The following is a 26,707-nucleotide window of genomic DNA, read 5'->3' on the forward strand; positions in this document are numbered from 1 at the left end:
CACTCAGACGATACGCAGCCTGTTGGAATGATTCCAAACATTGAACTGTGGAGAAACGACATGACCGACATCGATACGAGCAAGCTATCCTGGGACGAGTGGGACGAACTGCAAAATCCGCCGCCGGCCGAAACCGATTTCGACCGTGTGGTTGAAAGCGCGATTTCCCGGCGCGGCTTTCTCGGTGGCGTGCTTGTCTTCGGTTCGGCCGCGGCCGCCATGGGCACGCTCGGCAACCTGATGAGCAGCACCTCGGCCGAAGCGGCGCAGGCAGCGACCTCGCGCTTCCAGTTCAAGCCGGTGGCGGCTGCGACCGACCACACCATTCACGTCCCGGAAGGCTATAGCTGGAAGCCGGTTGCCAAATGGGGCCAGCCGCTGTTCTCCAACGTTCCCGATCTCGACCCCGCCAAGGGCATCAGCGTCGAAAACTCCGACAAGGTCTTCGGCGAGAACACCGACGGCATGGAACTGTTCATGGTCGGCGCCCACCAGCTGATCGCCGTCAACCACGAATATGTGAACCCCGAAATCAACCTGCCGCATGCCGAAAAAGGCAATCCGAAGACGGCCGACGACGTGAAGATCCTGCAGAACATGCAGGGCGTCACCGTCATGGAAGTTGCAGAAGGCAAGGATGGCTGGCAGATCGTTCTCGACAGCCCGTTCAACCGCCGTATTCACCATAACACGCCGATGAAGCTTTCCGGCCCGGCCGCCGGTTCCGACCTCGTTAAGACCGCCGCCGATCCAAAGGGTGTCGACTGTCTTGGCACCTTCAACAATTGCGGCGCCGGCCGCACGCCCTGGGGCACCTACCTCACCTGCGAGGAAAACTTCAACGGCTATTTCGGCACCACCGACGCCGCCTTCACGCTGCCTGACGATTACAAGCGTTATGGCATCGTTGCCGAGACGCGTTATGCCTATGAGAAGTTCGATGCGCGTTTCGACGTCGCCAAGAACCCGAACGAACCGCGCCGCGCCGGTTACGTGGTCGAGATCGATCCTTCGGACGCCAAGTCCACCCCGATCAAGCGCACAGCGCTTGGACGCATCAAGCACGAAAACGCCGCCGTGGTCATTGCCCGTGACGGCCGCGTCGTCGTTTATATGGGTGACGACGAGCGTGGCGAGTTCCTCTATAAATTCGTCTCCAACGGAATCTATGTGCCGGGCGGCGATACCTCCAGGCTCCTTGACGAAGGCACGCTCCATGTCGCCAAGTTCGCCGATGACGGCGCTGGCGAGTGGGTCGCCCTCACGCCGGAAACGACTGGCATGAAGATCGACGAAATCTGCGTCTTCACCCGTCAGGCTGCTTCCAAGGTCGGTGCCACGACCATGGACCGCCCGGAATGGGTCGCCATCAACCCTGTCGCCATTGAGGGCTATTGCGCGCTGACCAATAACAGCCGCCGCGGCGAAATGAAGGACGGCAAGCTGCGCGCCAATGCCGGCGGCGACGCCATGACCATCAATGCCGCCAACCCGCGCGAAAAGAACGAATACGGCCAGATCGTGCGCTGGTATCCGGAAAATGACGACCATGCGGACGCCAAGTTCAAGTGGGACCTGTTCTGCATGGCCGGCAATCCCACCGTTCACAAGGACGCCTATGCCGGCTCGGCAAACATCAACGAAGGCAACATGTTCAACTCGCCTGACGGCATGATGTTCGATTCGACCGGTCTGCTCTGGATCCAGACCGACGGCGAAGACAGCAATGAAGGCAACTTCGCCGGCCAGGGCAACAACCAGATGCTGGCGGGCGACCCGGCGACGGGCCGTATCGAACGCTTCCTGACCGCGCCGAAGGGTTCCGAAGTCACCGGCCAGACCTGGTCCGGCGACAAGCGCACCCACTTCGTCGGCATCCAGCACCCCGACGCTCCCTTCCCGGACGGCGAAGGCAAACTGCCGCGCTCGGCGGTCATCGCCATCAAGCGCGACGACAACGCGAAGATCGGCTGAGGCATAAATCTGATGCAAACCCGGCCGCGTGCAACTCGCGGTCTGGTTCAGAACATAGAAACGCCGTGCATCCGAAAGCCTGCACGGCGTTTTGTTTTGCCCGACCGATCAGAACACGTTCCGGTGCACATCGCTCATCGCCCGGCGCAGATCATCGACCGCGGACGCCGTCTGTCCCGGTTCATCGTTAAGCGCTGGCGGCATTTTCCAGCCGGGGTCGATGCCTTCCATGTTCGGCAGCTCATGCGCTATGCCCTTGTGGCAATCGATGCAGGTGGCCTTGCCCGTCAGCAGATATTTCGAATGAATATCGGCGGCGCGCTGTGTCTGTTTGGTAAAGTCCATGGCGACAGAGGAGTGGCAATTGCGGCATTCCAGGCTGTCATTGGCCTTCAGGCGCGACCATTCGTGCTGGGCAAGCTCCAGCCGTTTGTCGAGGAATTTCTTGCGGGTGTCGATGGTGCCGAAAATCTTGCCCCAGACTTCCTTGGAAGCCTGCATCTTGCGGGCGATCTTGTCGGTCCATTCGTGCGGCACATGGCAATCCGGACAGGAAGCACGCACACCGGAACGGTTGGAGAAATGCACCGTCCGCGTCAGTTCCTCATAAACATTGGCGCGCATCTCGTGGCAGGAAATGCAGAAGGCTTCCTTGTTGGTCATTTCCAGCGCGGTGTTGAAGGCGCCCCAGAACATCACCCCGCCAACGAAACCGCCAAGCGTCAGGAAAGCGAGGCTGAGCGTACCCGCCGGCGTGGTCAGAACCGCCCAGAGCCAGATGAAGAGTTTTTTGATACGGGCAATCATCATTCGCTACCCGCCGGTTTCACGCCCATTGTGCTCATGTCCTCAAACGTGTTGGGCACGAGCGGCCGCGTATCGGCCTGCGGCACATGGCAGGCGGTGCAGAAATAACGCCGTGGCGAAACATCCGCCAGCATCTGGCCTTCCCGCGTCATGTAATGGGTGACGCTGATCATCGGCGCGCCGGAATCCTGCGTGAATTCGCGCTTGTGACAGGACAGACAGCGATTGGCATTGACCGACAGCTGATAACCGTCGATCGAATGCGGGATGACCGGCGGTTGTTCGGGATAGGCACGCATGCGCCGGAAGTCGTCGATCACCCATTTCGGCAGCGGTTTGGCCGGCTCGGTTTTCATGGCATCGCCGCGCGGGCCGGAAAGTTCCGGTACCATCTGCGCAACGGCTCCCGTCGCAAGAGCCACGACCAGAAGCGTGGCGGCGATCCATCCATGTTTCCTGATCATGCGACTGGCTCTATCTTGACTGCGCATTTCTTGAAATCCGTCTGCTTGGAGATGGGATCGGTTGCGTCGAGCGTCACCTTGTTGATCAGCTGGCTGGCATCGAACCACGGAACGAAGATGACGCCGGGCGGCATGCGGTTGCGGCCGCGCGTTTCCACGCGCGAGCGGATTTCGCCACGGCGCGAGACGATGCGGATTTCCGCGCCCTGATTGAGCCCACGCTTGCGCGCATCATCGGCATTCATGAAACAGCGGGCGCCGGGAAACGCCTTGTAGAGTTCCGGCACGCGCATGGTCATGGAACCGGAATGCCAGTGCTCCAGCACCCGGCCCGTCACCAGCCAGGTATCGAATTCCTGGTCGGGAGATTCCGCCGGCGGCTCGTAAGGCACGGCGATGATGACTGCCCTGCCGTCCTTGTTGCCGTAGAACTTCACACCCTCGCCGGGTTTGACATAGGGGTCGTAACCTTCGCGGTAACGCCACAACGTTTCCTTGCCATCGACAACAGGCCAGCGCATGCCGCGCACCTCGTGATAGGCATCGTAAGGCGCCAGATCGTGGCCGTGGCCGCGCCCGAAGGCGGCATATTCCTCAAACAGGCCCTTCTGCAGATAGAAGCCGAAATCACTGGATTCCTGGTTCTTGTAATCGGCGTTGATCTCGCTCAGCGGGAACTTGCCGACATCGCTGTCCTTGTAGAGCACCTCGTAAAGCGTCTTGCCGCGATAGGCGGGATTGGCGTCGAGTATCTCCGCCGGCCACACCTCGTCGGTGGTGAAGCGCTTGGAGAATTCCACCAGCTGCCACAGATCGGAACGCGCCTCGCCCGAGGCCTCCACCAGCTGGTGCCAGACATGGGTGCGCCGCTCGGCATTGCCATAGGCCCCCTCCTTTTCCACCCACATGGCGGCGGGCAGGATGACGTCGGCGCTCATAGCGGTGATGGTCGGATAGGCATCCGAAACCACGATGAAGTTTTCCGGGTTGCGATAACCCAGATAGGTCTCGTTCTTGGTGTTGGGGCCGGCCTGGACGTTGTTGTTGACCTGCACCCAGTAGAAATTCAGCTTGCCGTCATGCAGCATGCGGTCCTGCTGCACGGCGTGGTAACCCGGCTTTTCCGGGATGATGCCATGCGGGATGCGCCAGATTTCCTCGGCATGTTTGCGGTGTTCCGGGTTGGTCACCGTCATGTCGGCCGGCAGGCGGTGGGCGAAGGTCCCCACTTCACGCGCCGTGCCGCAGGCCGAGGGCTGGCCTGTCAGCGAGAACGGACTGTTGCCGGGCTCGGAAATCTTTCCGGTCAAAAGATGGATGTTATAGACCATCTGGTTGGCCCAGACGCCGCGGACATGCTGGTTGAAACCCATGGTCCAGAGCGACATGACCTTGCGTTTGGGATCGGCGTAAAGCTCGGCCAGTTCCTCCAGGAAGCCGGCTTCCACCCCGGTCATGGCGGCGGTTTTTTCCAGCGTGTATTCGGAGACAAATTCCTTGAAGGTCTCGAAATCGATCGCTTCCGTCTTGGTCGGATCGGCGGAATTGGCTGCATTCACCTCAACCGGATCTTCGGGCCGCAGGCCATAACCAATATCGGTGACGCCTCGCACGAACTTCGTGTGGTTCCTCACGAAGTCCTCGTTGACGCGGCCGGTCTTGATGATGTGGTTGGCTATGTAATTGAGGATGACGAGATCCGTGCCCGGCTTGAATACCATGGGGATATCGGCGAGATCCATGCTGCGATGGGTGAACGTCGAAAGCACCGCTACCCTCACATGGTCGAAACCCAGACGCCGATCGGCGATTCGGGTCCACAAAATGGGGTGCATCTCCGCCATGTTCGAACCCCAGAGCACGAAGGCATCGGCATGTTCGAAATCGTCGTAGCAGCCCATCGGCTCGTCCATGCCGAAGGTGCGCATGAAGGCATAGGCGGCCGACGCCATGCAGTGGCGGGCATTGGGATCAAGATTGTTGGAACGGAAACCGGCGCGCATCAGCTTGGTCGCGGCATAACCTTCGAAGATCGTCCATTGGCCGGAACCGAACATGCCGACGGCCGTCGGTCCCTTTTCCTTCAGCACGCGCTTGCACTGCTGCGCCATCACGTCGAAGGCCTCGTCCCAGCTCACCGGCTCGAACTCGCCGTCCTTGGCGTAGACGCCGTTTCTCTTGCGCAGAAGCGGCGTCTGCAGCCGGTCCTTGCCGTACATGATCTTGGACAGGAAATAGCCCTTGATGCAGTTGAGGCCACGATTGACCTCCGCCTGCATGTCGCCATGGGTGGCAACGACCTTCCCTTCCTTGACGCCGACCATGACGCCGCAGCCCGTGCCGCAGAAACGACAGGGCGCCTTGGACCATCTGATCTGCAATGCGGAAACACCGCCCGGCACCGGCTGGGCGGCGGCCGGCAGCGCAATGCCCGCCGTTGCCGCAGCGATGCCGGCGGCATGCGCCTTCAATAGATTACGCCGCGTCAGTTCGCTGCTCATCGCCGCCTGTCTCCTCTGTATCGACGTGTTCGAAAACCATGTTGGCGGCAATCACACCGTCGAGTGTCGAAATATAAGTGAGCGTATCGCCCAGCATGCCGGTGCTCGTGCCGTCTATGACGATGACGATCTTGCCGTTGCCCTCGCCATGAACCTCGACATTGTCGAGCGTCAGAAGCGTTGCAAACACGGCGTCCCGCATCTGGGGCATCACCGAAACCACAGCGCTTGAGACATGATATCGGCCTGTATTCTCAGGCATATTGCGTCTCCCTGGCTGTTTCCTTGATCTTGATCACACCGGCCGGGCAGATGGACACGCAGGCCCCGCAGCCGGTGCAGGCATCCTCGACAAGCGCGGGCACGAAGGGGCCGCCGCGGCGGGGGCGAAACCGGATGGCCTCGGTCGGGCAGGCATCGCGGCAGGCCTGGCAATCGACATTGCCAAAAGCGAGACACCCCTCGCCGATCGCCATGACGTGATCGAAGCTTTGTGCGTCAGGCGTCGCAAAAACCGGCTCGGGACAGGCTTGCGCGCACTTGCCGCAGAAGGTGCACTCCCCGGCAGAGAAATTCACCGAAGGCAGACCACCTACCATGGTGATGATGTCGGTGGGACAGGCTTCAACGCATTTTGCGCAACCGCTGCAGGCAGCGAGGTCGCTCAAAGCGACCCCGGGGGGACAGATACGCATTTCCCGTTTCTGTCCGCCGCGCAAAAAATCGCGCCGGCTGAGTGAGACTTCCAACGTCATTTCGCCCTCAATGGCCGGGCGGTCCCGGCGGCCCGTAAATGATCTGGAACATCCAGACGATGAAGCCAAAGGCTCCGACAAATCCGACCGCCAGCACAGGCCAGATTCCAAAGGCCAGAACGGCGAAGGTAATAAGCTCCTTCGTCCGGCTCGGCTTTCCATCCGCGTGTAGAGGCGCGACTATTTTAGGCATATTCGCGTTTCCCTGTTCGGTTCACACCATCATCGGCCAAAAGGAGAAAATATTCAACCATTTGATTTTATTGATTATTTATCAAAACTAACATTCATCAAGACCGCCCGTCTAAGTCACTGATTTCATGTTGTGCTTTTGCCGAAAAAATAAACAGAGAGTGCAAGGAGGGCAAAAATGGATGCCGAGACGCCGGGCAATCTGCGCTCTCAACCGCACGCGCCGGCCTCGTCGGTGCCAGGCGCGCGCATGAAGGGCAGGAAGCCCTGAAGCCAGATGCCGAAACTCGCAGCCCACAGGATAGCACTGAGGCCGTGATGATAGGGTGACAGGACTGCTGCGACATCGAATTCGGGCAGGATACGGGTGAGCCCTGCCATCACCATCAGGGCAGCCGCTGCATGCGCCTGCCAGGGCAGATGTTTCAGATAGCGTCCCGTGTGCCGAAGCCCGGCAATGATGAAGACGGCCATGATGGCGCAGCCAAGCGCGCCAACCGACAGCAGGTGCAGCCCTGCGGCAGACGTAACGGAAAAACCGAGCCGCGTCGCCCCGAGCGCCAGAAATCCCGCCCCGGCAAAGGCATTGCCGAGCGCCAGCAACAGGACCTCGGTTCTGAAGACGGCGCGGCCGATGAACCATTCGGCCAGCCGGTCGAAAAACGCGGCACCGGCCGCAAGCGCCAGCCAGGCGCAGATATCGCTTTCCGGAAACAGAAGTTTTGCTGCCATGTACAGCGTCACCATGGCACCCGCCATATGTTGGCGTCCGGGATGTGGCCGGTAAGGCGTGGTCTCGCCGCTTGGATCGAGCGCCAGATTGATGACGACGACGTTGATGCGCGCGGCCGAGAGCGAAAAAAGCACGATGAAGATGCACAGCGCCGCCTCCAGACAGCGGGCCGCCAATTCCAGATCGCCAGCCCACCAGGCACAATGCACACCCGCTTCCGCCGCCACAAACAGCATGAGCCAGACGAGTAAGGACAGATGTTTCGTCGTTCGCCGCGCCAGCATCGCCCTGCCGATGAGGGCGGACAGCGCGAGCAGAAATGCCAGATCGAAAAAGCCCGCCGGAAGGCTCCACGCATCGCCCCCCACAAAACCGATCAGGCGACCCGGCAGCCAGAGGCCGGCGAGAGCAAGCAACGTGCGGCCCGAAGCCGCTTTCGTATCGGTCCACTCAGGGACTGCCGAGCCAAGAAACCCGGCCAGCGCCATGCCATAGGTGCCAAAAATCATTTCGTGGGCATGCCATTGCGACGGCGGAACAGCGTCGGCGAAAGGCAGACCGTAACCGCCGATGACGATCCACAAAAATGGCCAGACAGCGCCGTGCAGGGCCGCCAGTGGGAAAAACAGCCGCAGAGCTTCCGAAAGGATGGGGGGCTGTCTCATCTCATCCGCTCCTTTGCCGAAAACAATTCGGAGAAGGCCGGGCTTTCGGCCAGCAATTCCGCCTCATCGAAAACCGCGCGCGCCATGCGCCGACCCGGTGACCCGCCAGGCCTATGCGCGGCGATGACACGGCCGTCGACGCCGGAGAGCACGATCAGCCGGTCTGCCACCAGCAGCGCCTCGTGAAGATCATGGGTGACGAGTAGGGTGGAAAAGCCGCGTTTGCGGGCAGCCATCACCAGCAGTTCCTGCAAATGGCGGCGCAGGCCCACATCGACGGCGCTGAACGGTTCGTCCAGAAACAGCATGTCCGGTTCCACGGCAAGCGCCCGCGCCACACCGGCGCGCTGGCGCATGCCGCCGGAAAGCTCGACCGGATATTTACGAAAATCCGTTTCTTCCAGACCGACTTCCAGCGCAAACTGCGCCGCGATCTCCCGCCGCAGCCGTTTCGGTATGCCGACTGCCGCAAGCCCGTAAGCGATATTGTCGATCAATGTCATCCATGGCAGCAGCCGCGGTTCCTGAAACACCAGCCCCTGACGGCGGTAATTGCGTCGTACCCGGCCGCGAACGGGATCGATGATACCTGCCGCGATCTGCAAAATCGTGGTCTTGCCGCTGCCGGAAGGGCCGAGCAGCGCCACGGTTTCTCCTGGCGCGATGCTCAGATCGAAATTCTCAAACAGGCTGCGGCCGAGAAAGGCGTGGCCGACCTGTTCGAAACTGAGGGCAAAATGGTCGCTCATCGTTTGACACCCCATGGCAGCCCGGCGGCGCGCCAGCGTTCCAGCGCTTCGCGTAGCAGATGCAGCAGGCCGTAATCGGTCAGCAAGGCAAGGCCGACAGTGATGCTGAGCCAAGCGCTGACCTGGGCGATATCGAACAGCGCCCTCGCGGTTGCCAGTTCGCCGCCAATGCCGCCGGAATTTGACAGAAGCTCGGCCATGACGGTCACTTTCCAGGCACTGCCGGCCGTCGTTGTCCAGGCCGGGAAGAGATAGGAGAGAACGTGGGGCATGGTGACCGTGCGCAGGCGGTAGAACCATGAAGCGCCGAAAGCCTGCGCCATCACCTCCAGTTGCCGGTCCCGCTTGGCGACACCTTCCAGCGCGCCGGCGAAAGAAACCGGGGCGGAGGCGATGACCACGGTCATGATGGCCGTGCCACCCGACGAGCCGAACCAGATGAGCGCCAGCACGATCCAGCCGATGGGCGGCACGCCGAGGAGGACGGTGACGACAGGCTTCATCAGCCGCATGGCCGCGAAGGAATAACCGGCTAGCACGCCCGCCACCGTGCCGATGCCGGCGGCGATGGCAAAACCGGTCAGAGCCCTGACGGCGCTCTGCGACACGATCGCGAAAAAATCCGGCCGCGCCGCCAGAAGCCCGATCGCCGCGAAAGTCTCACCCGGCGATGGCACGATGAAGGAGCCATAAATCTCATGGCCGGCCTGCCAGGCGGCGAGAAAACAGAAAATGCCTGATAGTCCGGCCCAGCCCGCCCAGAGATAGCGACCCGTCCAGCCAAGGCTTTCAAGAATGCGGTTCATGCCTGCTACACCAGATAAAAGCCGTCATCCGGCCGCCGACCGCCGATGATAGCCGGGTCCGCCTTGGCGAGTTCATCGTAAAATGCCTCGAGATCGGCGCGTGCAGCGCTCGCCTTCAAAGCCGACAAATGGCTCGTCGGAAAGGAGGCCGCGATGATCTCCGCCGGGAAACCGAGGGCATCGGCGGCGGCCGCCGCCCTTTGCGGATCGGCTAGAGCGCTGGCAAGCGCCGCTTCCACGCCCGCCTGCAAGGCCCCAATGCCAGCCTTGCCGAGCTTTTCCTGAACCTGCGAGGTCAGGGCGAGCCCCGCCTGCGGGATTTCGGGCTTGCCTGCCACCTTCGCCCAGTCCTGCTGGATATCCATGGTGCGATGAACGGTCATGAAAAACGACTTTGCCTTGATCAGCACCGCGGTTGCGGCCGGTTCGCTCAGCAGCGCAGCATCCACCCTGCCCGTCAGCAGCAGCTGCACGGCCTCCGGTGGCGAGGCGGCATATTCCAGCTTGATATCGCCGGGCTTCAAGCATTTTTCAGCGACCAGCCGGCGCAAGACGAAATCGGGCATGTCGTTCTTGAACGGCAGAGCGAGCGTCTTGCCGCAAAGGCTTTCCAGCGACGTCAGCGTTTGGTCCTTCGAGACCACATAGAGCAGACCGGTGGTCAGCACATTCAAAAGCCCAAGGCCGAGGCCGCGATTATGGAGATTGGCGGCACCGTAGCTCGGCATCACCACCGCACCCATCGAGCCGGAGGCAACGGCGGCGCGCATCTCGTCCGGGGTTTTCCAGGCCTTGAAGACGGCCTCAGGCGCAATATCCTTCAGGAACCCGCCTTTTACCGCATGCGCCAGCACGGCCGAAGGCGCGGCAGGAGGGCCATAGAAGGTGAGCGGCATTTCCGCCTTCAGAATATGCGGCGCGGCAAGTGTCGCCACCGTCAATCCAGAAAAGGCAGAAAGCGCCTGACGACGGGTGAGATAAGCCATGATCCTGATCCTTGTTCGCGCCGAACGCGCCATGATGCGTATGACGCCCACTCGGGTCGATCTTCCCGCGACAGGCGCGTCACCTACCTGGAAATGACATTTTGCAAGCGGTCACTCTTTGCGCAGGATCAAACAGCGCCGGAAACCGGACCTATTCGCCTGTCCGGAGAGACAGGGCGTCACGCAGAATTCGCGAGCCTTCCTGCGCGGCGGCGGCGATATCCAGAAACATCAGGCTCGCAATTTCGACGACACCTTGATCGACCGTATCGTCCTCGGCGAAATCGGCGAGCATCTCGGTCAGAAGTCCGATCTTGCGCCGCTCCTCACGGGCGGCGGCCAGAAGCTTGACGATGTTGCGCTGGCGCTCGAAATCCTCGAGCTCTCGCAGGGCCTCGTGCACCTTGTCGCGGCAGCCGCAATCGAGCGCGCTCTGCAAGACAACGTCGCGCACCAGATGGATCGCCGCCGCGATATCCGCGCCGCCCGGTGCTGGGAGTGCCTGCTGTTCCTGTCCGCTCATCGTCATAGATTGGCTCCATGCGCCGTGTTGCGGGCGCGGGCGACCCAGGCTGCCCCTTCCTGCCCGTGGTGAAAACCGTTGGAAAAGGGCACGTCCGGATAGGCTTGTTGTAGAAGGACGAGACCTTCCTCCGCATCACGCCTTCCGGCCAGAACATCATCATGGACCCGTGCCACCGCCACCATGTCGCAATCCTGTGGCGACAGGCGAAAACGCGCTATGCCGGCATCGGCCAGATCCTGCAACTCGCCAAGCAGCGACTGGCAGGTGTGCGACACCGTCTGCACGCCGTTCAGCGCCAGAAAAGACTGCCGGTCAAGCGTGCGCACCGGCAATCCATCCGGGTCGTCACCGCAGACGAACTGGCAATTATCCTTGATATTGCCCCTGGCGCGGGCATGGGCGCAGCGCGCCGAAATGGCGAGCGGCAGGCGGCCGAAGGCGAAGATTTCGAAGTCCACGTCAGGTGTTTCCGCCACGATGCGCTCCACCGAGGCGACCGGCAGTTCCGGCGGCAGGCAGATGGCGCTTGCACCACGCGAGGCGAGCAGCCGCGCGGTTGCGGCATTATAGACATTCACCATCGGCCCGACGACATGCGGCGTGCCGTGCAGCATACCGAGTGCTGAAAGGTCGTTCGCCTCGACGGGATAGGGGCTGTCGGCGATCAGGCCGCGCAGCTGGCGGCTTTCCCGCTCCAGCGTCACCAGGGAAAGCGTCGAGAGGACCACCTGTTTTCCGGCACCCTCCAGTCGCTCGATCACCTCTGCCAGATGCGGTTCGGTGAAATGAAACCGTTTTGAACAGACGGTCTCGCCAATATAGACATGGCTGACCGGCGCTTCATCGGCGATGCGAAAATAGAAATCGCGCCATTTTTCGCCCTGCCAGAGATAAAGGACGGGGCCGAGCGCCAATGTGGCCTTTGCGGTTTTTGCCATCGCCATCATCTCCAGCGTTTCTCGTAAGCACCGACAGTGGTGCGCTGGCCTTCGCTTAAAAGCCGCAGGCGGGAGAGCAGCCGTCCCCGCTCCTCGGCGCTGGCGGCCAGCGCCCGGTGCAGGGTGGAAACCACTTCCGCCACATAGGCCTTGCCACGCTGGCGACCCTCGATCTTCAGCGCGCAGACGCCCGCTTCGCGCAGGGCATCGATCTGGTCCATCACATCAAGCGATACCGGGTCCTCGAAGGCATAGGACTTGTCGTCGGCAATCTCGAAACGGCCCTTGCACAGCGTCGGGTAACCCGCCGCCTCTCCTTGCGGAAAGCGGTTGATGGTGTAGTCGCCGAGTTCCGACACCAGCTCCCGCCCGTCCTGCCGGTAACGCACATGGCTTGCCGGCGAGCAGACGCCGTTCATGTTGGGTGACTTGCCCGTGGCGTAAGACGAAAGCGAGCAGCGCCCCTCCGCCATGACACAGAGGCCGCCGAATACGAAGATCTCGATCTCGCAGCGGATTTGCCGCGCCAGCCGGGCGATGTCGGGGATCGTCAGGGTGCGTGGCAGCACCACACGTTTTGCGCCGAAGGCATCAACGAGGAAATTCACCGCGTCCGCATTGGATGCTGAGGCCTGCACGGAGACGTGGATGCGCTGTTGCGGATGTTTTTCCGCAACATGCGCCATCAGACCGAAATCGGCAAGGATAAGCGCATCCGCCCCCGCCTTCACGGCATCGGCCGCACCGCGATACCAGATATCCTCATTGCCCGCACGCATGAAGGTGTTGAGCGCGACGAAGGTCTGCACGCCGCGCTTCTTCGCATAGGCGATGGCTTCCGCAAGTTCTTCGCGGGAAAAATTGAGGCCGGGAAAATTGCGGGCATTGGTTTCATCGCGAAACCCGCAATAAACGGCATCCGCGCCGGCATCCACGGCCTCGCGGAAGGCTGCGGGCGTTCCCGCAGGGCAGATCAGCTCCATGCCGCACCTCCACGCGTTTCGGATAGAACATGGCCGCGCAGGCGGTTCGCAAGGCCCGTTACCATTGGCGCAAAAGGCCCGGCAAAGGCACGGAGATCGCGCGGCAGGTCGATGCCGCTATCGTCAAGCGCATTGCGCAGCGCCAGCATCGCCTCCATGTCGCCGGTGACACTGAGATCGCGCGAGAAGAACAGCGCATCGGCATCCTGCCGCCCCTCCATCAGCGCCAGCAGCATGAAAAGCGGCCCTTCGACCGCCGCATCCACCTTCGGCAGGCGGCCCTTTCGGCTGACGGTGATGGCGGGGCGCGCCGGTTCGACCATGAAGGCGAAAGGCAGATCGACAGGCAGAAAGCCATAACGCTTGTGGCTATGTTCACCGAGCCGGCCGAACATAGCCGGGTGCCGTTTCATGATCTGCGCCAGCATCGCCGCCGTCGCTCGCTGCACCACGGCAAGGGGCAGAAAATTCATCGGGGTGGCGATGGCGGCGGGAAAAGGTCTCATGAAGGGTCCTGTCAGGTCAGTTGCGGGCCGGACCCTAACCGCAGCGCGTCGGCGCCGGTTTGAGCGAACGCAAAGACAGGGAGATTTTCTGATGCGTCTTCACAAAAGCCGCTATAAATCATTCACTTGCCGAGCGAAGGAGGCCCTCCATGTCCGATATAAGGATCAAACGGATTTACGATGCCGCCAGCGATGAAGACGGCGCGCGCGTTCTGGTGGACCGGCTGTGGCCGCGCGGCATGCGCAAGGAAGACGCAAAGCTCTCGCTGTGGATGAAGGAGATCGCGCCCAGCAACGAACTGCGCAAGCAATTCTCCCATATGCCGTCACGTTTTGCCGACTTCACCGGGCATTACCATCAGGAACTTTCGGCCAATCCCGATGCCGTGGCGCACATGAAGGAACTGATGGCGAAGGGCCGGGTCACGCTGCTTTATGCCGCCCATGATACCGAACATAACCACGCCCTCGTCCTCGCCGACTATCTTCACTCGCACTGAAGCCGCATTTGCGGCAGCGCAAGGACATGCCGCATAACCGCCTGCAAACAGGCGGCATGACAGACGAACCGACAGATATAAAGACAGAAGCAAAACCCACCCGCACAAGCGATCTGCGCGGTTTCATTCGGCTGCTGGAAGAACGCGGGCAGCTGCGGCGAATCCGCCAGCCGGTTTTGTTGGTGCACGAGATCACCGAAATCCACCGCCGCGTGCTCACCGATGGCGGGCCGGCGCTGCTGTTCGAGCAACCCGTCGATCATGAGGGCAAGGTACGGGAGGTGCCTCTGCTCGCCAATCTGTTCGGCACACGGCAGCGCATCGAATGGGGGCTGGGACTAGAGACCGGCGGCCTGCCAGCACTTGGACAAAAGCTCGCCGAATTGCGCGAGCCGCGGCCGCCGAAATCCATGGCCGAGGCATGGGGTAAACTGCCTTTGCTGAGAGCCGCACTTTCCATGCGGCCACGCCATGTCTCACGCGCGCCGGTGCAGGAAAGGGTGCTTACGCGTGACGCGGTCGATCTTGCCCGCCTGCCGATGCAATGGTGTTGGCCGGGAGAACCGGCCCCGCTCATTACCTGGCCGCTGGTCATCACCCGTTCGCCTGATGATCCCGACGATATCAATGTCGGCATCTACCGCATGCAGGTATTGGGGCCGGACAGGGTGATCATGCGCTGGCTGGCGCATCGCGGCGGCGCGCATCACCACCGGCTGTGGCAGGCGCGCGGGCTGGATATGCCCGTCACCGTCGCCATCGGGGCCGACCCCGCCACTATTCTCGCCGCCGTGATGCCGCTTCCCGACCATATCAACGAGCTTGGCTTTTCCGGCCTGCTGCGCGGATCGAAAAGCCGCATCGCGAAAGCTTTGACGGTGCCGATGCCGGTGCCAGCCAATGCCGAGATCGTGCTGGAAGGTACTGTTTCGGCAACGGAAACGGCAATGGAAGGCCCCTATGGCGACCACACTGGCTATTACAATTCCGTCGAAGCCTTCCCGGTCATGACACTGTCGGCCATCACCATGCGCCGCGATCCGATCTATCTTTCCACCTATACTGGACGCCCGCCGGACGAACCCTCGGTTCTCGGCGAAGCCATGCTCGAGATTTTCCTGCCGCTCGTGAAACGGCAGTTTGTGGAAATCGTCGATCTGTGGATGCCGCCGGAAGCCTGTTCCTATCGCGTCATGGTCGTCTCCATCGACAAGCGTTATCCGGGACAGGCAAAGCGGGTGATGATGGGCCTTTGGTCGATGCTGCCGCAGTTCAGCTATGTGAAGCTCATCATTCTGGTCGATCCCGATATTGATGTCCGCAGCTGGGCGGATGTCGTCTGGGCGCTCTCCACCCGTTTCGACGCCTCGCGCGATACGACGATCATTAACGATACGCCGATCGATTATCTCGACTTCGCCTCTCCGAAAGCCGGCCTCGGCGGCAAGATGGGACTGGACGCCACCCGCAAGCTGCCGCCGGAGGCGGAGCGTGAATGGGGCCGCGTGCTGTCCATGACGCCGGACGTCATCGCAAAGGTGGATCTGATGTGGCATGACCTTGGCCTTGGAGAACGGCCATGACCCCATGCCGCGTCGTGCTCGGTGTTACCGGCGCATCTGGTGCCGGTATTGCGCTGCGCATCATCGAGCGCCTTGCCGCGATGAAATGCGTCGAAATCCATCTCGTCCTGTCGCCATCCGCCAGACGCACCGTGCTGCATGAGGAAGGTGCCGAAGCCATGGGGCGGATGCTCTCGCTCGCCAGCGTCAATCATGCCGTCGATGATATTGGCGCGGCGATCGCCAGCGGCTCTTTCCCAACGGCCGGCATGATCGTCGCCCCCTGCTCCATGCGCACGCTCGCCGCCCTCGCAACCGGACTTTCGGACAATCTCATCACCCGCGCCGCCGATGTGCACCTGAAGGAACGGCGGAAACTGGTTCTGATGACCCGCGAAACGCCGCTGCATCTCATCCATCTGCGCAATATGTGCGCTGTCACGGAGGCAGGTGCCATCGTCATGCCGCCGGTGCCGGCCTTTTATAACAGGCCGCAGAGCGTCTTCGATATTGTCGACCAGCTCGCCGCCCGCGCGATCGATCAGCTCGGTATCGCGCCCGCGCCGCAGGCACCGATATGGCAGCCGCATGTGGTGAAGACGCCGTGAGTGGTCAGAAATAGGCCATGGGGTCCGCGCCGAAGAGCATGGCATGGCTGCCGGCCAGCAGCCACCACACGGTCAAGCCTGTCAGCACTGCTGCGAGCAGCATCGGCCCATCCACAGCGATACGGGTTTTGCCGGAAAGGATTGCCGTGAAGGGAACCGTGGCGCTGCCGGCGGCCGTCGCGTTCCAGTCAATGCCCAGTCTTTTGCGGGCGCGTTTTTCCGTCATCGCCATTCCGCCGAGCGAAAACAGGGCAAAACCGCCGAACAGGATGACGGAGCGCAGGTCACCATTTGGCACGACATGGCCGAGCGACCAGAACAGGAAACCGACAAGCACGGGATGGCGGGTGATGCGCACGATGGCGCCGGGCTCCTGCCCCTGCCGCACGGAAATGGAGAGCGGATTGACGCTGAGAAGGCCGGCCAGCACGAAAAACAGGCCGATCGGCGCTGCCAGAAACGTGACATGTGCCTGCCAGGGCGCGACATCCCAAAGCGGAATATAATCAACCGACAGCGCGGCATAAAACACCCAGCCCAGCGTCAGAAGCGAGACCACGGAATAAGCCCCGAAATAGGTGGGTCGGCCGACGGCCGCGATCAGCCGTCCGCGCACGGCAGGCACGACGGGGATGGAATGCAGCGCCAAGAAGAGCGAAAGAGCGGCGACGAGTTCAAGCATCCGACTGTCTTCTCACTGGTTCAGGAACAGCACCGAAGCAATGGCCACGGAGGCAAGCACGGCGGAAACCGCGCCCAGGCGCTGCAGCACTCCCATACGGTACAACAGCACCGCAAAGCCAATGATAATAGGGGTTGCGACAATCAGCCCGACCTGCGCGTCGTTCATGGGAAGCTCCATTTTCCAGAGTTGCGCTTTGTCATGACAATAGGGCTTTGCGCGCTCCCTTCTTTGACCGACCGCAAAGAAGCAGGGTTTGAGGACGCCTAAGCGTGGCTTGCTGTTTTACAATTACGGACAAGGCCATGGCGATAAATACGGAAGAGGAAAGCGGAAACCTGCTGCTTTGGATTCTGGTCTGGAGCGAGCTTGCCGCCTTCGGCGCGCTGACCGGCGCCTTCATCATCGCTTTCGCGCTTAATCCCGAGGCATTTACCGCCGCGCGCCAGCATCTGCAGCCGCAGCTTGCCGGCCTCAACACGCTGATATTGCTGGCAAGCGGTTGGCAGGCGGCGGTGGCGGCCAGCCGCCACACCACGCTGCCGGGTAAAAGGCGGGCGCTTGTCCTTGCCGGCATTTTGGGTTTCGCTTTCGTCGGTGTGAAGCTCCATGAATATTCCACCGAAATCGCCCTCGCCTCCGATCCCGCCTATGGCGCGTTCTTCGAGCTTTATTTCCTGCTCACCGGCTTCCACCTGCTGCATGTCGTCTTCGTGGCGATCCTGCTGTTCATCGTCGCAGTCTTCCCGAAAAACGAGAACGTCACACTGGTGACGACGCTGTGGCATGTCATCGATCTGGTCTGGATCGTCATTTTTCCCGTTATTTATCTGGTTTGACATCATGATCCATCGCACCTCCCACCAGCTTGCAAGAAGTTTCGCAGTGCTCGCCATTCTCGTTCTCGCCGGTACGGCCGTCGTCACCTCATGGAAGGCGGCGCTTCTGCCGCCGGTTGCTGCCGCCTGCCTGATGCTGCTGTTCGCCCTCATGAAATCCAGGCGTGTCATCGACGATTTTCTCGGCTTTCGCGAAGAGCGCGGCCTGCTGCGCACAGCACTTCTGGCATGGCCCGCCATCTTCGCCGCGGCCGCGCTTTTGCGGGCGTTCCTGCAGGGCATTCTGTCGCTTTGAAAAGGCGAGCGGCGGCACCTCTCCCGTTGTTTGCCAAATGGCAAAGAACGCCGACGGCCAGCGGCTAGAAAGGGGCGAGACCCAAAGCCTGCCGGCAAATCCCGGCGCGAGGGTTCGATCAAGCCAGTCCGCATAAGCGGTCTTCCGGATGGAAAGGACCATTGGCATGGCAGAACGCCTGACCAAAACAGGAGCGCGAAACGTCTTTTACGGCGGCTCCATCTTCTTCTTCGCCATATTCGTCGGGCTGACCGCCCATAGCCATTATTACATGCGCACCACCTCGACGGATGAAAGCACGCTGACCGAAAGCGTCGCGCGCGGCAAACATGTGTGGGAGAAAAACTCCTGCATCAACTGTCACACGCTGCTCGGCGAAGGCGCCTATTTCGCGCCCGAACTCGGCAATGTCTGGAAGCGCTATGGCGGCGTGGAAGACAAGGAGACGGCGCGCGATTCCATCAAGGCATGGATGGCCGCACAGCCCACCGGCATCGAAGGCCGGCGCCAGATGCCGCAGTTCAATCTCACCGAACAGGAACTCGATGATCTCGTCGATTTCCTCGAATGGACGAGCCGGATCAAGACGCAGAACTGGCCGCCGAACGAGGCGGGTTGAGGTGTACGGCAAGGAGATGACGAGATGAAATACCAGACGCAAAAAGTCGCCATGCTGTATTTTTACGGCGCAATCGGGCTGTTCGTGGCGCAGATCCTGTTCGGCGTCGTCGCCGCGACGATCTACGTGCTGCCCAATACGCTTTCCGAGCTTCTGCCCTTCAACATCGTGCGCATGATCCACACCAATGCCCTTGTGGTATGGCTGCTGATGGGCTTCATGGGCTCGAGCTTCTATCTTCTGCCGGAAGAGACGGAAACGGAGCTTTACAGCCCAAAACTCGCCATCGCGCAGTTCTGGATCTTCCTGGTGGCCGCCGCGGTTGCCGTGGTCGGTTATATGTTCCGCATCCATGAGGGTCGCGAATTCCTCGAACAGCCGTTCTTCATCAAGGTCGGCATCGTGCTCGTGGTGCTGATGTTCCTGTTCAACATCACCATGACGGCGCTGAAGGGCCGCAAGACCACGGTCATCAACATCCTGCTCTTCGGCCTATGGGGTCTGGCGATCTTCTTCCTCTTCGCCTTCTACAACCCCATCAACCTCGCACTCGACAAGATGTACTGGTGGTACGTCATCCATCTGTGGGTGGAAGGCGTTTGGGAACTGATCATGGCGTCGATCCTCGCCTTCCTGATGATCAAGCTCAACGGCATCGACCGCGAAGTGGTGGAAAAATGGCTTTACGTCATCGTCGGCCTGGCGCTCTTCTCGGGCATCCTCGGCACCGGCCACCATTATTACTGGATCGGCGCGCCGGGTTACTGGCAGTGGATCGGTTCGCTGTTCTCGACGCTGGAAGTGGCCCCTTTCTTCACCATGGTCATCTTCACCTTCGTCATGACCTGGAAGGCCGGCCGCAAGCATGAGAACCGCGCCGCGCTGCTCTGGTCGATCGGCTGCTCGGTCATGGCCTTCTTCGGCGCCGGCGTCTGGGGCTTCCTGCACACGCTGTCTTCGGTGAACTACTACACCCACGGCACGCAGCTGACCGCCGCCCACGGCCACCTCGCCTTCTTCGGCGCTTATGTGATGCTGAACCTTGCGATGATGGCCTATGCCATACCGGAAATGAAGAAACGCGCGCCCTACAATCAGTGGCTTTCGATGACGAGCTTCTGGGTCATGTGCACGGCCATGTCGGTCATGACCTTCGCGCTGACCTTCGCCGGCGTGGTGCAGATCCAGCTCCAACGCGTCATGGGCGAAAGCTTCATGGATGTGCAGGATCAGCTGGCGATCTTCTACTGGATCCGCCTTGGCTCCGGTTTCGCAGTTCTCATTTCGGCAATCATGTTCATCTGGGCAGTCCTGGTGCCGGGCAAGCAGAAACAGGGTGACGTCGCCCGCCTCGTACAGCCCGCCGAATGAGAAACGGACCGGCTCTTCTTTTCCCCCGGAGAGCCGGCCCTTACCATCAACCATGGAGATGACCATGAATACGATTTTCCGCCCCGCACCGCAGCCTTTGCCGGACGCACCGTTCTACACCCCGCTCGGCAATGAATGCACACTGTTCGAAAGCGCCTGGGTGCGGCAATTGCCGCTGCTGCTGAAAGGCCCGACCGGTTGCGGCAAGACCCGTTTCGTCAGCCATATGGCAGCGAAACTCGGCCTGCCGCTCTCCACCATTTCATGCCACGACGATCTTGCCGCCGCCGATCTGACCGGCCGTTACCTGCTGAAAGGCGGCGAAACCGTGTGGATGGACGGCCCTTTGACACGGTCGGTGCGCCAGGGCGGCATATGTTACCTCGATGAGATCGTCGAGGCGCGGAAAGATGTGGCTGTCGTGCTGCATCCGCTCACCGACGACCGCCGCATCCTGCCGCTGGAGCGCACCGGTGAGGTGCTTGAAGCACCCTCCGGCTTCATGCTCGTCGTGTCCTATAATCCCGGATACCAGAACCTTCTGAAAAGCCTGAAACCCAGCACCCGCCAGCGCTTCGTTGCCATCGAATTCGATTTTCTACCCAAGGAGCAGGAAATCGCCGTCGTTTCGCATGAAAGCGGGCTGGATGCGCGCGATGTCGAACCGCTCGTCGATCTCGCCCACCGGCTGCGGGGCCTGAAAGGCCATGACCTTGAGGAAGGCGTCTCCACCCGCCTGCTCGTTTATTGCGCCAGCCTCATCGATACCGGCCTTCCCGCCCGCCAGGCCGTGCGCGCAACCATGATCGAACCGCTGACCGACGAGCCTGATGTGAAGGCCGCGCTGCATGAAGTCGCGGATGCGATCATCCGATAGCGCGCTTTGATATCCACACCGGGTTGCGCGGTTGCCCCGCGCATTCCGGTCCGATGCCATGAGGATAAACCATGCTGGACTTTCTGGAACTGGAAGAAACCGTCGGCCGCGCCTGGCACAGGCTGATCGGCGAAACCGGCACATCGCTGCGCTTCCCGGATCATGCCGTGAAGCTGGAGGATATGCAGGCGGTGCTGGCCATCTGTTTCCGCGGTTTTGGCGGTGAACATGCGGTGCAGATCGCCCCGGCCCGCGCCCGCACTTCCAGCCACCGGCTGAGGCTTCGCCAGCGCATGGGCCTTGGCGAAGAAAAGCTCGCCCAGCCCGGCCGCGATCACGCGACGCTGATGTTGCCGCCGGTGCTCGATCTGTTTCCCGACCGCCGCCTCAACCGCGATCTTTATCTCTGGCTCGCCGCCGCCATGGCGCTGATGCCGCTTGAACCGGTCGCGGCGGCTGACCCGCTGCGCAACGATCTCGCCCGAGTCGACCGCGCCGCAGAACTGGCAGAAACCGTGACCCGTACTTTTCCCGGCATGAAAACCCGTTATCGCCGGCTGTGCGCCGCCATGCTCGCGGTGCGGCAGACGCGGCCTTTACCCCAGGCAGAACAGCGGGTGGAACAACGGGTGTTATTCATGTTGGCCGCGGCGGCAGGGATCGAGGGCTATGCGCCGCCTGCGAGCCCTCCGGAAAAAGCGCCGCCGCGCTACCTGCCGATGCTGCCTGTTCCACTCTGGCCGGACACGCTGCTGCGGGAGACATCCGAGGCCCGGCAGGGCGAGGACCAGCCGGCAGCGGCGGCAGCGCCGCAGGGGGCGGAAGCCGCCCGCCATATCGCCGTGCGTGAAAAGGCAGAGAACCGGCAGACGGAACGCAGCCCCTTCATCCTCAACCGCTTCGAAAAAATCCTCGCCATGGCGGAGATGGTCAATGTCGACCGGCCGGGTGACGACAGCGACGATGCCGACGGCAGTGCGGCGGACGAGCTTGACGACATGACGCTGGGTGAAAGAAAGGGACGGCCTTCCGCCCGCTTCCGTTTCGATCTCGACCTGCCGCCTGAAGCACTGAACCATACCGCGCTGACGGCGGAGCTGACCTATCCCGAATGGGATTATCGCAGCGGCACTTATCTCGCCGACCATTGCCGGGTCATTTCAGGACCGGCGAAGGACGCCGAGACGGCACCGGAACCCAGCCCGGACACCAAAAGCCTTATCCGCCGCGTCAGGCGGCAATTCGAGGTTCTGAGGCCGCGCCACGAACTGCTGCGCGCCCAGCTTGACGGCAACGATCTCGATCTTGATGCCGTGGTTCGCGCCAGAAGCGATATCGCCGCTGGTGGACAGGGCAGCGACCGCATTCATATGGCAAGCCGCCCGCAGGCGCATGATCTCGCCGTAACGATCCTCGTCGACGTGTCGCTATCGACCGATGCCTGGTTTGACAATCGCCGGGTTCTGGACGTGGAAAAGGAAGCCTCGCTGGTGCTTGCCCACGGGCTTTCCGCCTGCGGTGACAGTCACTCCATCCTGACCTTCACCTCCCGCCGCCGTTCGTGGGTGCGGGTGGAGACGATGAAAGATTTCGATGAGCCGATGGGCCACACTATCGAGCGTCGCATCGCGGCGCTGAAGCCCGGCTTCTACACCCGCATCGGCCCCGCCATCCGCCACGCCAGCGCCAAGCTGCATGAAAGACCGGAGCGCCGCAAGCTGCTGCTACTGCTGACGGATGGCAAGCCGAACGATGTCGATCACTACGAGGGCCGCTTCGCCATCGAGGATAGCCGCCGTGCTGTTTCCGAGGCGCGGCGCTCGGGCGTAAGTGTCTTCGGCGTAACGGTCGACAGCAAGGCGCAATCCTATATTCCGGCCATGTTCGGCCAGAACGGTTATGCGATCGTCAGCAGGATAGCGAAGCTGCCATCGGCACTGCCGGCAATCTATCGCAGCCTTGCCGGCTGATGCTTGTCACAACGAACCTGACGAATCTCAGGTTTGTTTGCGCGGCGACAATGTCTCCCAGCGGCACGGCGGATAGGTTTTTCCTGTCCGCCGGCCGGCCGCACCGCCGGACATCATTCCATCCGCGGCCGTGGAGCCAGCCTATGTCCGAAGCCCAAACCGCAACCAATATAGATGTGCGCATCATTCCGCATCCCGAACGTCATCCGCGCATTTTTGGTGCGCTTGGCGCGTTGACCGAGAGGCAATCGCTGCAGATCACCAGCGATCACGATCCCCGCCCCCTGCTCTACCAGCTCGCCACCAATTTTCCCGGCCAGTTCGGCTGGGAATATCTCGAACAGGGCCCGGAAGTCTGGCGTCTCGATATCGGCCGACTGGAAGAACAGGCCGAAGGTTCCGATGACGATATGTCCGGCTGCGAATGCTGCTGCGGTTCCGAGCATTGACCCCAGCGCCTGCGGCATGGTGAAAAGACCTCTGGCGGCCGGCCCTTGCCGCCGCCAGCCGACAGATGAGGTGATGCAATGACGGAAATGATCAGGGAACTTGATGTCCGGCCGCTTTTGCAGAGCGGCGGCGAGCCCTTTCCGGCCATCATGGAAGCCGTGGCCGGGCTCGCCCCCGGTGAGGCACTGCGATTATACGCCACCTTCCGGCCGGTTCCGCTGTTCAAGGTGATGGCTGAGCGCGGTTTCGACCATCAGGTGAGGGAAATCGGCGGCGGCGACTGGGAAGTATTATTCACGCCGCAATCCAGTGAAACCGAGCAGATATCTGTTTCGCCAGCGCTTGCGGGCAATGCCGAGGAGCCGCAGATATGGCCGGACCCGATCATCTATCTCGATCTCAGCGGCGAGACGGCCGAAGGCCAGACGCGCCGCACGCTTACAGCGCTCGACCGTCTTCCGCCGGGCGCCGTGATCTTCGTGCTGATGCCGCAGGAGCCGACCTTTCTTTACCCGGAGCTTCTGGCCCGGGGTCATCAATGGGCCGGCAATTTCGATGACGCTCGCACCGCGTTTCGCATCTTCATCCGCGCCGGCGCCGGCGCACATTAAAACCATCGGCTACGGTTGATAACGAAACGCCCCGGAAATCACTTCCGGGGCGTTTCGTTTTGACGGCATCGCAAGCAATCTAGGCTTTCAGCGGTTTGCGCTCGCGCATCAGGATCGCCCCGTAGTCAACGCAGAAGAGACCGAAACCCACGATCCAGAGAAGCGCCGAGCAGGCATAAAGGTGCATCATCACGCCGGGAAAGAACTCGGCTACGGGTCTCAGCAGTGCGCAAGCGATCAGCGCCACATAAGCGGCGATGGTGACCCTGCTGGCCGCGAGCTTGCGCCCGGTATGGCCAAGGCTCGCTCTCGTCATCACCGCAAGCATCATGCAGCCGATAACGCCGACGTTGAAGACGTGGAGCACAGAGCGCATGTCCATGACGTCAAGAGCCGCCAGAGCGATGGCAATGAAACCAATGGGAATGAAGGCATAGGCCACATGCAACACCACCAGCACCTGCTCCGGCCAGGTCGTCCAGCCGCGCCAGCGGATGAGACGCACGGCGTGCATGAACGCGGCCAGAAGCGCCGTGGGCACGGCCACGATGCTCGCGGGCTCTATTGTCCAGACGGCAAGCGCCACGATGCCGGTGAGGATGGCGGCGGTATCGAAGCCGTTATAGGGCACCGGGAAATCCGTGCGGCCAAAACGGTTCAGCCAGTTGCGGGTGAAACTCGGCACGATGCGGCCGCCGACGATGATGACGAGCACGGTATAGGCCGAGACGGCAAGGCGGGTTGCCATCTGGCTGTGATCGCCGCCAATCACCGCGACATGGAAAACGATATTGGCGACGGAAAGCGCCAGCAGCCCGCCTAGCACCTTCAGGTCCTTCCATTTGCGTCCGGCAATAACCTCGCGCGCGCAGATCGCCAGAAGCGCCGGCAGGAACAGCCCGTCGACGGCTGCGGCGATGACTACGCCCACCAGATCCGGCGCAAGCAGGAAAAGCCGGCCGGCGCACCAGAGCGCAAACAGCCAGACCAGCGGTTTGCCCGACACCGGCAGTCGCCCCGTCCAGTTCGGCACAGCAGTCAGGAGAAAGCCGGCCAGCACCGCCGAAGCGAAACCGAACAGCATCTCATGGGCATGCCAGTTCGGCGCGCCATAGTCTCCGCCAATATCGATGAAGCCGGAAAGGGCTGCTATCCACAACACCATCGCCACGATGGCCCAGAGGGCGCCGCCGAAGAAAAACGGCCGGAAGCCGTAAGAAAAAATAACCGGGCCGGTGCGCGCCAGCCCTCTTGGAATGCCGCCCTTTGGCCGGCTGCGCCCTTGGGGGAGAACGGTTTCGCTGCCACTCATTATAATGCTCCTTGCTTGGTCTTGACATATGTCTAGACGCAAGCCCGCCCGGCTTCTTTGCGAACAGGCAAAGAGGAGGTGCGACGCTTCCTCACCAGCCTTCAGCCGCCTGCCAAAATGTCGCAGGGCGCCGAAAGCGAAGTTTGTTCCATCTCAAATTGTATTTCCGCTCCTCCGCTACAAATGCTGTGACAGAGCGAAACATGCTCTGCCCTAAGAGGGACAGGAGAAACATGATGACGGAAACCTTCCACATCACACGGCGGAATATTCTCGCAGGCGCAGCATTTGCAGGGGCTATAGCCCCCATGATCATCCCCTCGGCGGCGGGCGCGGCAGAGGAAAAGAAGGCCGCAGCCAAGCCATTGACGAGCGCGGAGATTGCAGCGCTACCTCGCGTAAAGGTTGATCTCGTCAAGCCGCCCTTCGTGCACGCCCACACGCAGAAAGCCGAAGGCGGACCGAAGATCGTTGAGTTCACGCTCACGATCAAGGAACAGAAGATGATCCTCGACGACAAGGGCACCGAAGTTCACGCCATGACTTTCAATGGCTCGGTTCCCGGCCCCTTGATGGTGGTGCATCAGGACGATTACGTCGAGCTGACCCTCATCAACCCCGATACCAACGAGCTGCAGCACAACATCGATTTCCACTCGGCCACCGGCGCGCTCGGCGGCGGCGGGCTCACCATCGTCAACCCCGGTGAAAAGGCGATCCTGCGCTTCAAGGCCACCAAGGCCGGCGTCTTCGTTTATCACTGCGCACCTCCCGGCATGGTGCCGTGGCATGTCACCTCGGGCATGAACGGCGCGATCATGGTGCTGCCGCGTGAGGGCCTGACGGACGGCCACGGCAAAGAGCTTGTTTATGACAAGGTCTATTATGTCGGCGAGCAGGACTTCTACATCCCGCGTGACGAAAACGGCAATTTCAAGAAATATGAAAGCGCCGGCGACGCCATGGCCGACACGCTGGAAGTCATGCGCAAGCTGACGCCAAGCCACATCGTCTTCAACGGCGCAGTCGGTGCCCTGACAGGCGAGCATGCCCTTCAGGCCGCCGTTGGTGAAAAGGTGCTGATCGTTCATTCGCAGGCGAACCGCGACACCCGCCCGCACCTCATCGGCGGCCATGGCGACTACGTCTGGGCGACGGGCAAATTCCGCAACCCGCCGGATCTCGACCAGGAAACCTGGTTCATCCCCGGCGGCACGGCGGGCGCGGCCTTCTACACCTTCGAGCAGCCCGGCATCTACGCCTATGTCAACCACAACCTCATCGAAGCCTTCGAACTGGGTGCAGCAGCCCACTTCAAGGTCACGGGTGAATGGAACAACACCCTGATGCAGGCGGTGCTTGCCCCATCGAGCATCTGACGCAAACGGGAGCGCGCCACCGCCGACAGCCATGGCGCGCTCCCCCT

General features: G+C 61.5%; 30 protein-coding genes. 13 read left to right on the forward strand and 17 right to left on the reverse strand.

Annotated elements, in window-relative coordinates; genetic code table 11:
• Positions 1-60: 60 nt before the first annotated feature.
• Complete coding sequence (locus NYR50_RS16605; RefSeq protein ID WP_418137656.1) at positions 61-1,974, forward strand: PhoX family protein; 1,914 nt, start codon at positions 61-63, stop codon at positions 1,972-1,974.
• A 108-nt stretch (positions 1,975-2,082) separates the two neighbouring features.
• On the opposite strand, the gene NYR50_RS16610 is transcribed toward NYR50_RS16605, so the two are convergent.
• The 14 genes from NYR50_RS16610 to ubiT all read right to left on the reverse strand — a co-directional run bounded on the left by NYR50_RS16610 (position 2,083) and on the right by ubiT (position 13,585).
• Positions 2,083-2,778, reverse strand: a complete 696-nt coding sequence (locus tag NYR50_RS16610; RefSeq protein WP_269709029.1) for a cytochrome c3 family protein — start codon at positions 2,776-2,778, stop codon at positions 2,083-2,085.
• 2 nt (positions 2,779-2,780) lie between these two features.
• A complete protein-coding gene (locus NYR50_RS16615) occupies positions 2,781-3,272 on the reverse strand; it encodes a nitrate reductase cytochrome c-type subunit (RefSeq protein ID WP_010973823.1) in 492 nt (163 codons plus the stop codon).
• Complete coding sequence (gene napA, locus NYR50_RS16620) at positions 3,242-5,746, reverse strand: periplasmic nitrate reductase subunit alpha (RefSeq protein ID WP_418137657.1); 2,505 nt, start codon at positions 5,744-5,746, stop codon at positions 3,242-3,244. The genes NYR50_RS16615 and napA overlap by 31 nt, the downstream gene beginning before the upstream one ends.
• A complete protein-coding gene (locus NYR50_RS16625) occupies positions 5,721-6,008 on the reverse strand; it encodes a chaperone NapD (protein ID WP_174011772.1) in 288 nt (95 codons plus the stop codon). The genes napA and NYR50_RS16625 overlap by 26 nt, the downstream gene beginning before the upstream one ends.
• The gene (locus NYR50_RS16630; protein ID WP_174011769.1) at positions 6,001-6,501 is read right to left on the reverse strand and encodes a ferredoxin-type protein NapF; all 501 of its coding nucleotides are present in this window, start codon (positions 6,499-6,501) and stop codon (positions 6,001-6,003) included. The genes NYR50_RS16625 and NYR50_RS16630 overlap by 8 nt, the downstream gene beginning before the upstream one ends.
• Positions 6,502-6,508: 7 nt before the next feature.
• Positions 6,509-6,694 carry a periplasmic nitrate reductase, NapE protein gene (gene napE, locus NYR50_RS16635; protein WP_010973819.1) on the reverse strand — a complete coding sequence of 62 codons (186 nt, stop codon included), beginning with the start codon at positions 6,692-6,694 and terminating at the stop codon, positions 6,509-6,511.
• A gap of 209 nt (positions 6,695-6,903) precedes the next feature.
• Positions 6,904-8,091: an NnrS family protein gene (locus NYR50_RS16640; RefSeq protein ID WP_174011766.1), complete on the reverse strand. Its 1,188-nt coding sequence runs from the start codon at positions 8,089-8,091 to the stop codon at positions 6,904-6,906.
• On the reverse strand, positions 8,088-8,840 hold the full coding sequence (locus tag NYR50_RS16645) for an ATP-binding cassette domain-containing protein (RefSeq protein ID WP_418137658.1): 753 nt from the start codon (positions 8,838-8,840) through the stop codon (positions 8,088-8,090). The genes NYR50_RS16640 and NYR50_RS16645 overlap by 4 nt, the downstream gene beginning before the upstream one ends.
• Positions 8,837-9,646, reverse strand: coding sequence for an ABC transporter permease (locus NYR50_RS16650; protein WP_174011761.1), 810 nt, complete (start codon positions 9,644-9,646; stop codon positions 8,837-8,839). Before NYR50_RS16650 ends, NYR50_RS16645 begins: the two co-directional genes overlap by 4 nt.
• Before the next feature lie 5 nt (positions 9,647-9,651).
• The gene (locus NYR50_RS16655; protein ID WP_418137659.1) at positions 9,652-10,632 is read right to left on the reverse strand and encodes an ABC transporter substrate-binding protein; all 981 of its coding nucleotides are present in this window, start codon (positions 10,630-10,632) and stop codon (positions 9,652-9,654) included.
• Positions 10,633-10,783: 151 nt separating this feature from the next.
• Positions 10,784-11,161, reverse strand: coding sequence for a hypothetical protein (locus NYR50_RS16660; protein ID WP_174011755.1), 378 nt, complete (start codon positions 11,159-11,161; stop codon positions 10,784-10,786).
• The gene (ubiV, locus tag NYR50_RS16665; RefSeq protein ID WP_236777220.1) at positions 11,158-12,096 is read right to left on the reverse strand and encodes a ubiquinone anaerobic biosynthesis protein UbiV; all 939 of its coding nucleotides are present in this window, start codon (positions 12,094-12,096) and stop codon (positions 11,158-11,160) included. Before ubiV ends, NYR50_RS16660 begins: the two co-directional genes overlap by 4 nt.
• Before the next feature lie 5 nt (positions 12,097-12,101).
• A complete protein-coding gene (gene ubiU, locus NYR50_RS16670) occupies positions 12,102-13,079 on the reverse strand; it encodes a ubiquinone anaerobic biosynthesis protein UbiU (protein ID WP_418137660.1) in 978 nt (325 codons plus the stop codon).
• Complete coding sequence (gene ubiT / locus NYR50_RS16675; RefSeq protein ID WP_174011746.1) at positions 13,070-13,585, reverse strand: ubiquinone anaerobic biosynthesis accessory factor UbiT; 516 nt, start codon at positions 13,583-13,585, stop codon at positions 13,070-13,072. The genes ubiU and ubiT overlap by 10 nt, the downstream gene beginning before the upstream one ends.
• A 149-nt stretch (positions 13,586-13,734) precedes the next feature.
• Here ubiT and NYR50_RS16680 point away from each other — a divergent pair, with 149 nt between their 5' ends.
• From NYR50_RS16680 to NYR50_RS16690, 3 genes are read left to right on the forward strand one after another with little or no spacing between them, the layout of a single operon-like run.
• Positions 13,735-14,085 carry a DUF488 domain-containing protein gene (locus tag NYR50_RS16680; protein ID WP_174011743.1) on the forward strand — a complete coding sequence of 117 codons (351 nt, stop codon included), beginning with the start codon at positions 13,735-13,737 and terminating at the stop codon, positions 14,083-14,085.
• Between the two features lie 56 nt (positions 14,086-14,141).
• The gene (locus NYR50_RS16685; protein WP_174011740.1) at positions 14,142-15,668 is read left to right on the forward strand and encodes a UbiD family decarboxylase; all 1,527 of its coding nucleotides are present in this window, start codon (positions 14,142-14,144) and stop codon (positions 15,666-15,668) included.
• Entirely contained in the window at positions 15,665-16,255 is a 591-nt protein-coding gene (locus NYR50_RS16690; protein WP_174011738.1) for a UbiX family flavin prenyltransferase, read from the forward strand. The genes NYR50_RS16685 and NYR50_RS16690 overlap by 4 nt, the downstream gene beginning before the upstream one ends.
• A 4-nt stretch (positions 16,256-16,259) precedes the next feature.
• Here NYR50_RS16690 and NYR50_RS16695 read toward each other — a convergent pair whose 3' ends face one another.
• Positions 16,260-16,937 carry an NnrU family protein gene (locus NYR50_RS16695; protein ID WP_174011736.1) on the reverse strand — a complete coding sequence of 226 codons (678 nt, stop codon included), beginning with the start codon at positions 16,935-16,937 and terminating at the stop codon, positions 16,260-16,262.
• A gap of 12 nt (positions 16,938-16,949) precedes the next feature.
• Positions 16,950-17,105, reverse strand: coding sequence for a hypothetical protein (locus NYR50_RS16700; protein ID WP_174011734.1), 156 nt, complete (start codon positions 17,103-17,105; stop codon positions 16,950-16,952).
• A gap of 137 nt (positions 17,106-17,242) precedes the next feature.
• Between NYR50_RS16700 and NYR50_RS16705 the strand changes: the two genes are divergently transcribed.
• The 8 genes from NYR50_RS16705 (at position 17,243) to NYR50_RS16740 (ending at position 23,969) form a co-directional block, all read left to right on the forward strand.
• Positions 17,243-17,776: a cytochrome c oxidase subunit 3 gene (locus NYR50_RS16705; RefSeq protein ID WP_418137661.1), complete on the forward strand. Its 534-nt coding sequence runs from the start codon at positions 17,243-17,245 to the stop codon at positions 17,774-17,776.
• A gap of 4 nt (positions 17,777-17,780) precedes the next feature.
• Complete coding sequence (locus NYR50_RS16710) at positions 17,781-18,071, forward strand: hypothetical protein (protein WP_035257650.1); 291 nt, start codon at positions 17,781-17,783, stop codon at positions 18,069-18,071.
• 166 nt (positions 18,072-18,237) lie between these two features.
• Positions 18,238-18,690 (forward strand): c-type cytochrome, encoded by a 453-nt coding sequence (locus NYR50_RS16715; RefSeq protein WP_010973802.1) that lies wholly within the window; start codon positions 18,238-18,240, stop codon positions 18,688-18,690.
• A gap of 24 nt (positions 18,691-18,714) precedes the next feature.
• Complete coding sequence (locus NYR50_RS16720) at positions 18,715-20,061, forward strand: nitric-oxide reductase large subunit (RefSeq protein WP_174011727.1); 1,347 nt, start codon at positions 18,715-18,717, stop codon at positions 20,059-20,061.
• 64 nt (positions 20,062-20,125) lie between these two features.
• Positions 20,126-20,938 (forward strand): CbbQ/NirQ/NorQ/GpvN family protein, encoded by an 813-nt coding sequence (locus tag NYR50_RS16725; RefSeq protein WP_174011724.1) that lies wholly within the window; start codon positions 20,126-20,128, stop codon positions 20,936-20,938.
• Positions 20,939-21,009: 71 nt separating this feature from the next.
• Positions 21,010-22,908, forward strand: a complete 1,899-nt coding sequence (locus NYR50_RS16730) for a nitric oxide reductase activation protein NorD (protein ID WP_418137662.1) — start codon at positions 21,010-21,012, stop codon at positions 22,906-22,908.
• Between the two features lie 143 nt (positions 22,909-23,051).
• Positions 23,052-23,357, forward strand: coding sequence for a DUF2249 domain-containing protein (locus NYR50_RS16735; RefSeq protein ID WP_418137663.1), 306 nt, complete (start codon positions 23,052-23,054; stop codon positions 23,355-23,357).
• A gap of 78 nt (positions 23,358-23,435) precedes the next feature.
• Positions 23,436-23,969 carry a DUF2249 domain-containing protein gene (locus NYR50_RS16740; RefSeq protein ID WP_174011715.1) on the forward strand — a complete coding sequence of 178 codons (534 nt, stop codon included), beginning with the start codon at positions 23,436-23,438 and terminating at the stop codon, positions 23,967-23,969.
• 79 nt (positions 23,970-24,048) lie between these two features.
• Here the strand turns inward: NYR50_RS16740 and NYR50_RS16745 are convergent, their stop codons facing one another.
• Positions 24,049-25,281 carry an NnrS family protein gene (locus NYR50_RS16745; RefSeq protein WP_418137664.1) on the reverse strand — a complete coding sequence of 411 codons (1,233 nt, stop codon included), beginning with the start codon at positions 25,279-25,281 and terminating at the stop codon, positions 24,049-24,051.
• A 236-nt stretch (positions 25,282-25,517) separates the two neighbouring features.
• Here NYR50_RS16745 and nirK point away from each other — a divergent pair, with 236 nt between their 5' ends.
• Positions 25,518-26,660: a copper-containing nitrite reductase gene (nirK, locus tag NYR50_RS16750; protein WP_121691750.1), complete on the forward strand. Its 1,143-nt coding sequence runs from the start codon at positions 25,518-25,520 to the stop codon at positions 26,658-26,660.
• Positions 26,661-26,707 lie beyond the last annotated feature (47 nt).

This window comes from Agrobacterium sp. El2ro-1b (assembly GCF_048298475.1).
Classification (GTDB): domain Bacteria; phylum Pseudomonadota; class Alphaproteobacteria; order Rhizobiales; family Rhizobiaceae; genus Agrobacterium; species Agrobacterium fabrum.

Excerpts from the sequence above, each read along its gene's own strand:
- NYR50_RS16605 (WP_418137656.1), top strand. The coding sequence starts at position 61 with ATGACCGACATCGATACGAGCAAGCTATCCTGGGACGAGTGGGACGAA.
- NYR50_RS16615 (WP_010973823.1), bottom strand. The coding sequence starts at position 3,272 with ATGCGCAGTCAAGATAGAGCCAGTCGCATGATCAGGAAACATGGATGG.
- napA (WP_418137657.1), bottom strand. The coding sequence starts at position 5,746 with ATGAGCAGCGAACTGACGCGGCGTAATCTATTGAAGGCGCATGCCGCC.
- NYR50_RS16625 (WP_174011772.1), bottom strand. The coding sequence starts at position 6,008 with ATGCCTGAGAATACAGGCCGATATCATGTCTCAAGCGCTGTGGTTTCG.
- NYR50_RS16630 (WP_174011769.1), bottom strand. The coding sequence starts at position 6,501 with ATGACGTTGGAAGTCTCACTCAGCCGGCGCGATTTTTTGCGCGGCGGA.
- napE (WP_010973819.1), bottom strand. The coding sequence starts at position 6,694 with ATGCCTAAAATAGTCGCGCCTCTACACGCGGATGGAAAGCCGAGCCGG.
- NYR50_RS16640 (WP_174011766.1), bottom strand. The coding sequence starts at position 8,091 with ATGAGACAGCCCCCCATCCTTTCGGAAGCTCTGCGGCTGTTTTTCCCA.
- NYR50_RS16645 (WP_418137658.1), bottom strand. The coding sequence starts at position 8,840 with ATGAGCGACCATTTTGCCCTCAGTTTCGAACAGGTCGGCCACGCCTTT.
- NYR50_RS16650 (WP_174011761.1), bottom strand. The coding sequence starts at position 9,646 with ATGAACCGCATTCTTGAAAGCCTTGGCTGGACGGGTCGCTATCTCTGG.
- NYR50_RS16655 (WP_418137659.1), bottom strand. The coding sequence starts at position 10,632 with ATGGCTTATCTCACCCGTCGTCAGGCGCTTTCTGCCTTTTCTGGATTG.
- NYR50_RS16660 (WP_174011755.1), bottom strand. The coding sequence starts at position 11,161 with ATGACGATGAGCGGACAGGAACAGCAGGCACTCCCAGCACCGGGCGGC.
- ubiV (WP_236777220.1), bottom strand. The coding sequence starts at position 12,096 with ATGGCAAAAACCGCAAAGGCCACATTGGCGCTCGGCCCCGTCCTTTAT.
- ubiU (WP_418137660.1), bottom strand. The coding sequence starts at position 13,079 with ATGGAGCTGATCTGCCCTGCGGGAACGCCCGCAGCCTTCCGCGAGGCC.
- ubiT (WP_174011746.1), bottom strand. The coding sequence starts at position 13,585 with ATGAGACCTTTTCCCGCCGCCATCGCCACCCCGATGAATTTTCTGCCC.
- NYR50_RS16680 (WP_174011743.1), top strand. The coding sequence starts at position 13,735 with ATGTCCGATATAAGGATCAAACGGATTTACGATGCCGCCAGCGATGAA.
- NYR50_RS16685 (WP_174011740.1), top strand. The coding sequence starts at position 14,142 with ATGACAGACGAACCGACAGATATAAAGACAGAAGCAAAACCCACCCGC.
- NYR50_RS16690 (WP_174011738.1), top strand. The coding sequence starts at position 15,665 with ATGACCCCATGCCGCGTCGTGCTCGGTGTTACCGGCGCATCTGGTGCC.
- NYR50_RS16695 (WP_174011736.1), bottom strand. The coding sequence starts at position 16,937 with ATGCTTGAACTCGTCGCCGCTCTTTCGCTCTTCTTGGCGCTGCATTCC.
- NYR50_RS16700 (WP_174011734.1), bottom strand. The coding sequence starts at position 17,105 with ATGAACGACGCGCAGGTCGGGCTGATTGTCGCAACCCCTATTATCATT.
- NYR50_RS16705 (WP_418137661.1), top strand. The coding sequence starts at position 17,243 with ATGGCGATAAATACGGAAGAGGAAAGCGGAAACCTGCTGCTTTGGATT.
- NYR50_RS16710 (WP_035257650.1), top strand. The coding sequence starts at position 17,781 with ATGATCCATCGCACCTCCCACCAGCTTGCAAGAAGTTTCGCAGTGCTC.
- NYR50_RS16715 (WP_010973802.1), top strand. The coding sequence starts at position 18,238 with ATGGCAGAACGCCTGACCAAAACAGGAGCGCGAAACGTCTTTTACGGC.
- NYR50_RS16720 (WP_174011727.1), top strand. The coding sequence starts at position 18,715 with ATGAAATACCAGACGCAAAAAGTCGCCATGCTGTATTTTTACGGCGCA.
- NYR50_RS16725 (WP_174011724.1), top strand. The coding sequence starts at position 20,126 with ATGAATACGATTTTCCGCCCCGCACCGCAGCCTTTGCCGGACGCACCG.
- NYR50_RS16730 (WP_418137662.1), top strand. The coding sequence starts at position 21,010 with ATGCTGGACTTTCTGGAACTGGAAGAAACCGTCGGCCGCGCCTGGCAC.
- NYR50_RS16735 (WP_418137663.1), top strand. The coding sequence starts at position 23,052 with ATGTCCGAAGCCCAAACCGCAACCAATATAGATGTGCGCATCATTCCG.
- NYR50_RS16740 (WP_174011715.1), top strand. The coding sequence starts at position 23,436 with ATGACGGAAATGATCAGGGAACTTGATGTCCGGCCGCTTTTGCAGAGC.
- NYR50_RS16745 (WP_418137664.1), bottom strand. The coding sequence starts at position 25,281 with ATGAGTGGCAGCGAAACCGTTCTCCCCCAAGGGCGCAGCCGGCCAAAG.
- nirK (WP_121691750.1), top strand. The coding sequence starts at position 25,518 with ATGACGGAAACCTTCCACATCACACGGCGGAATATTCTCGCAGGCGCA.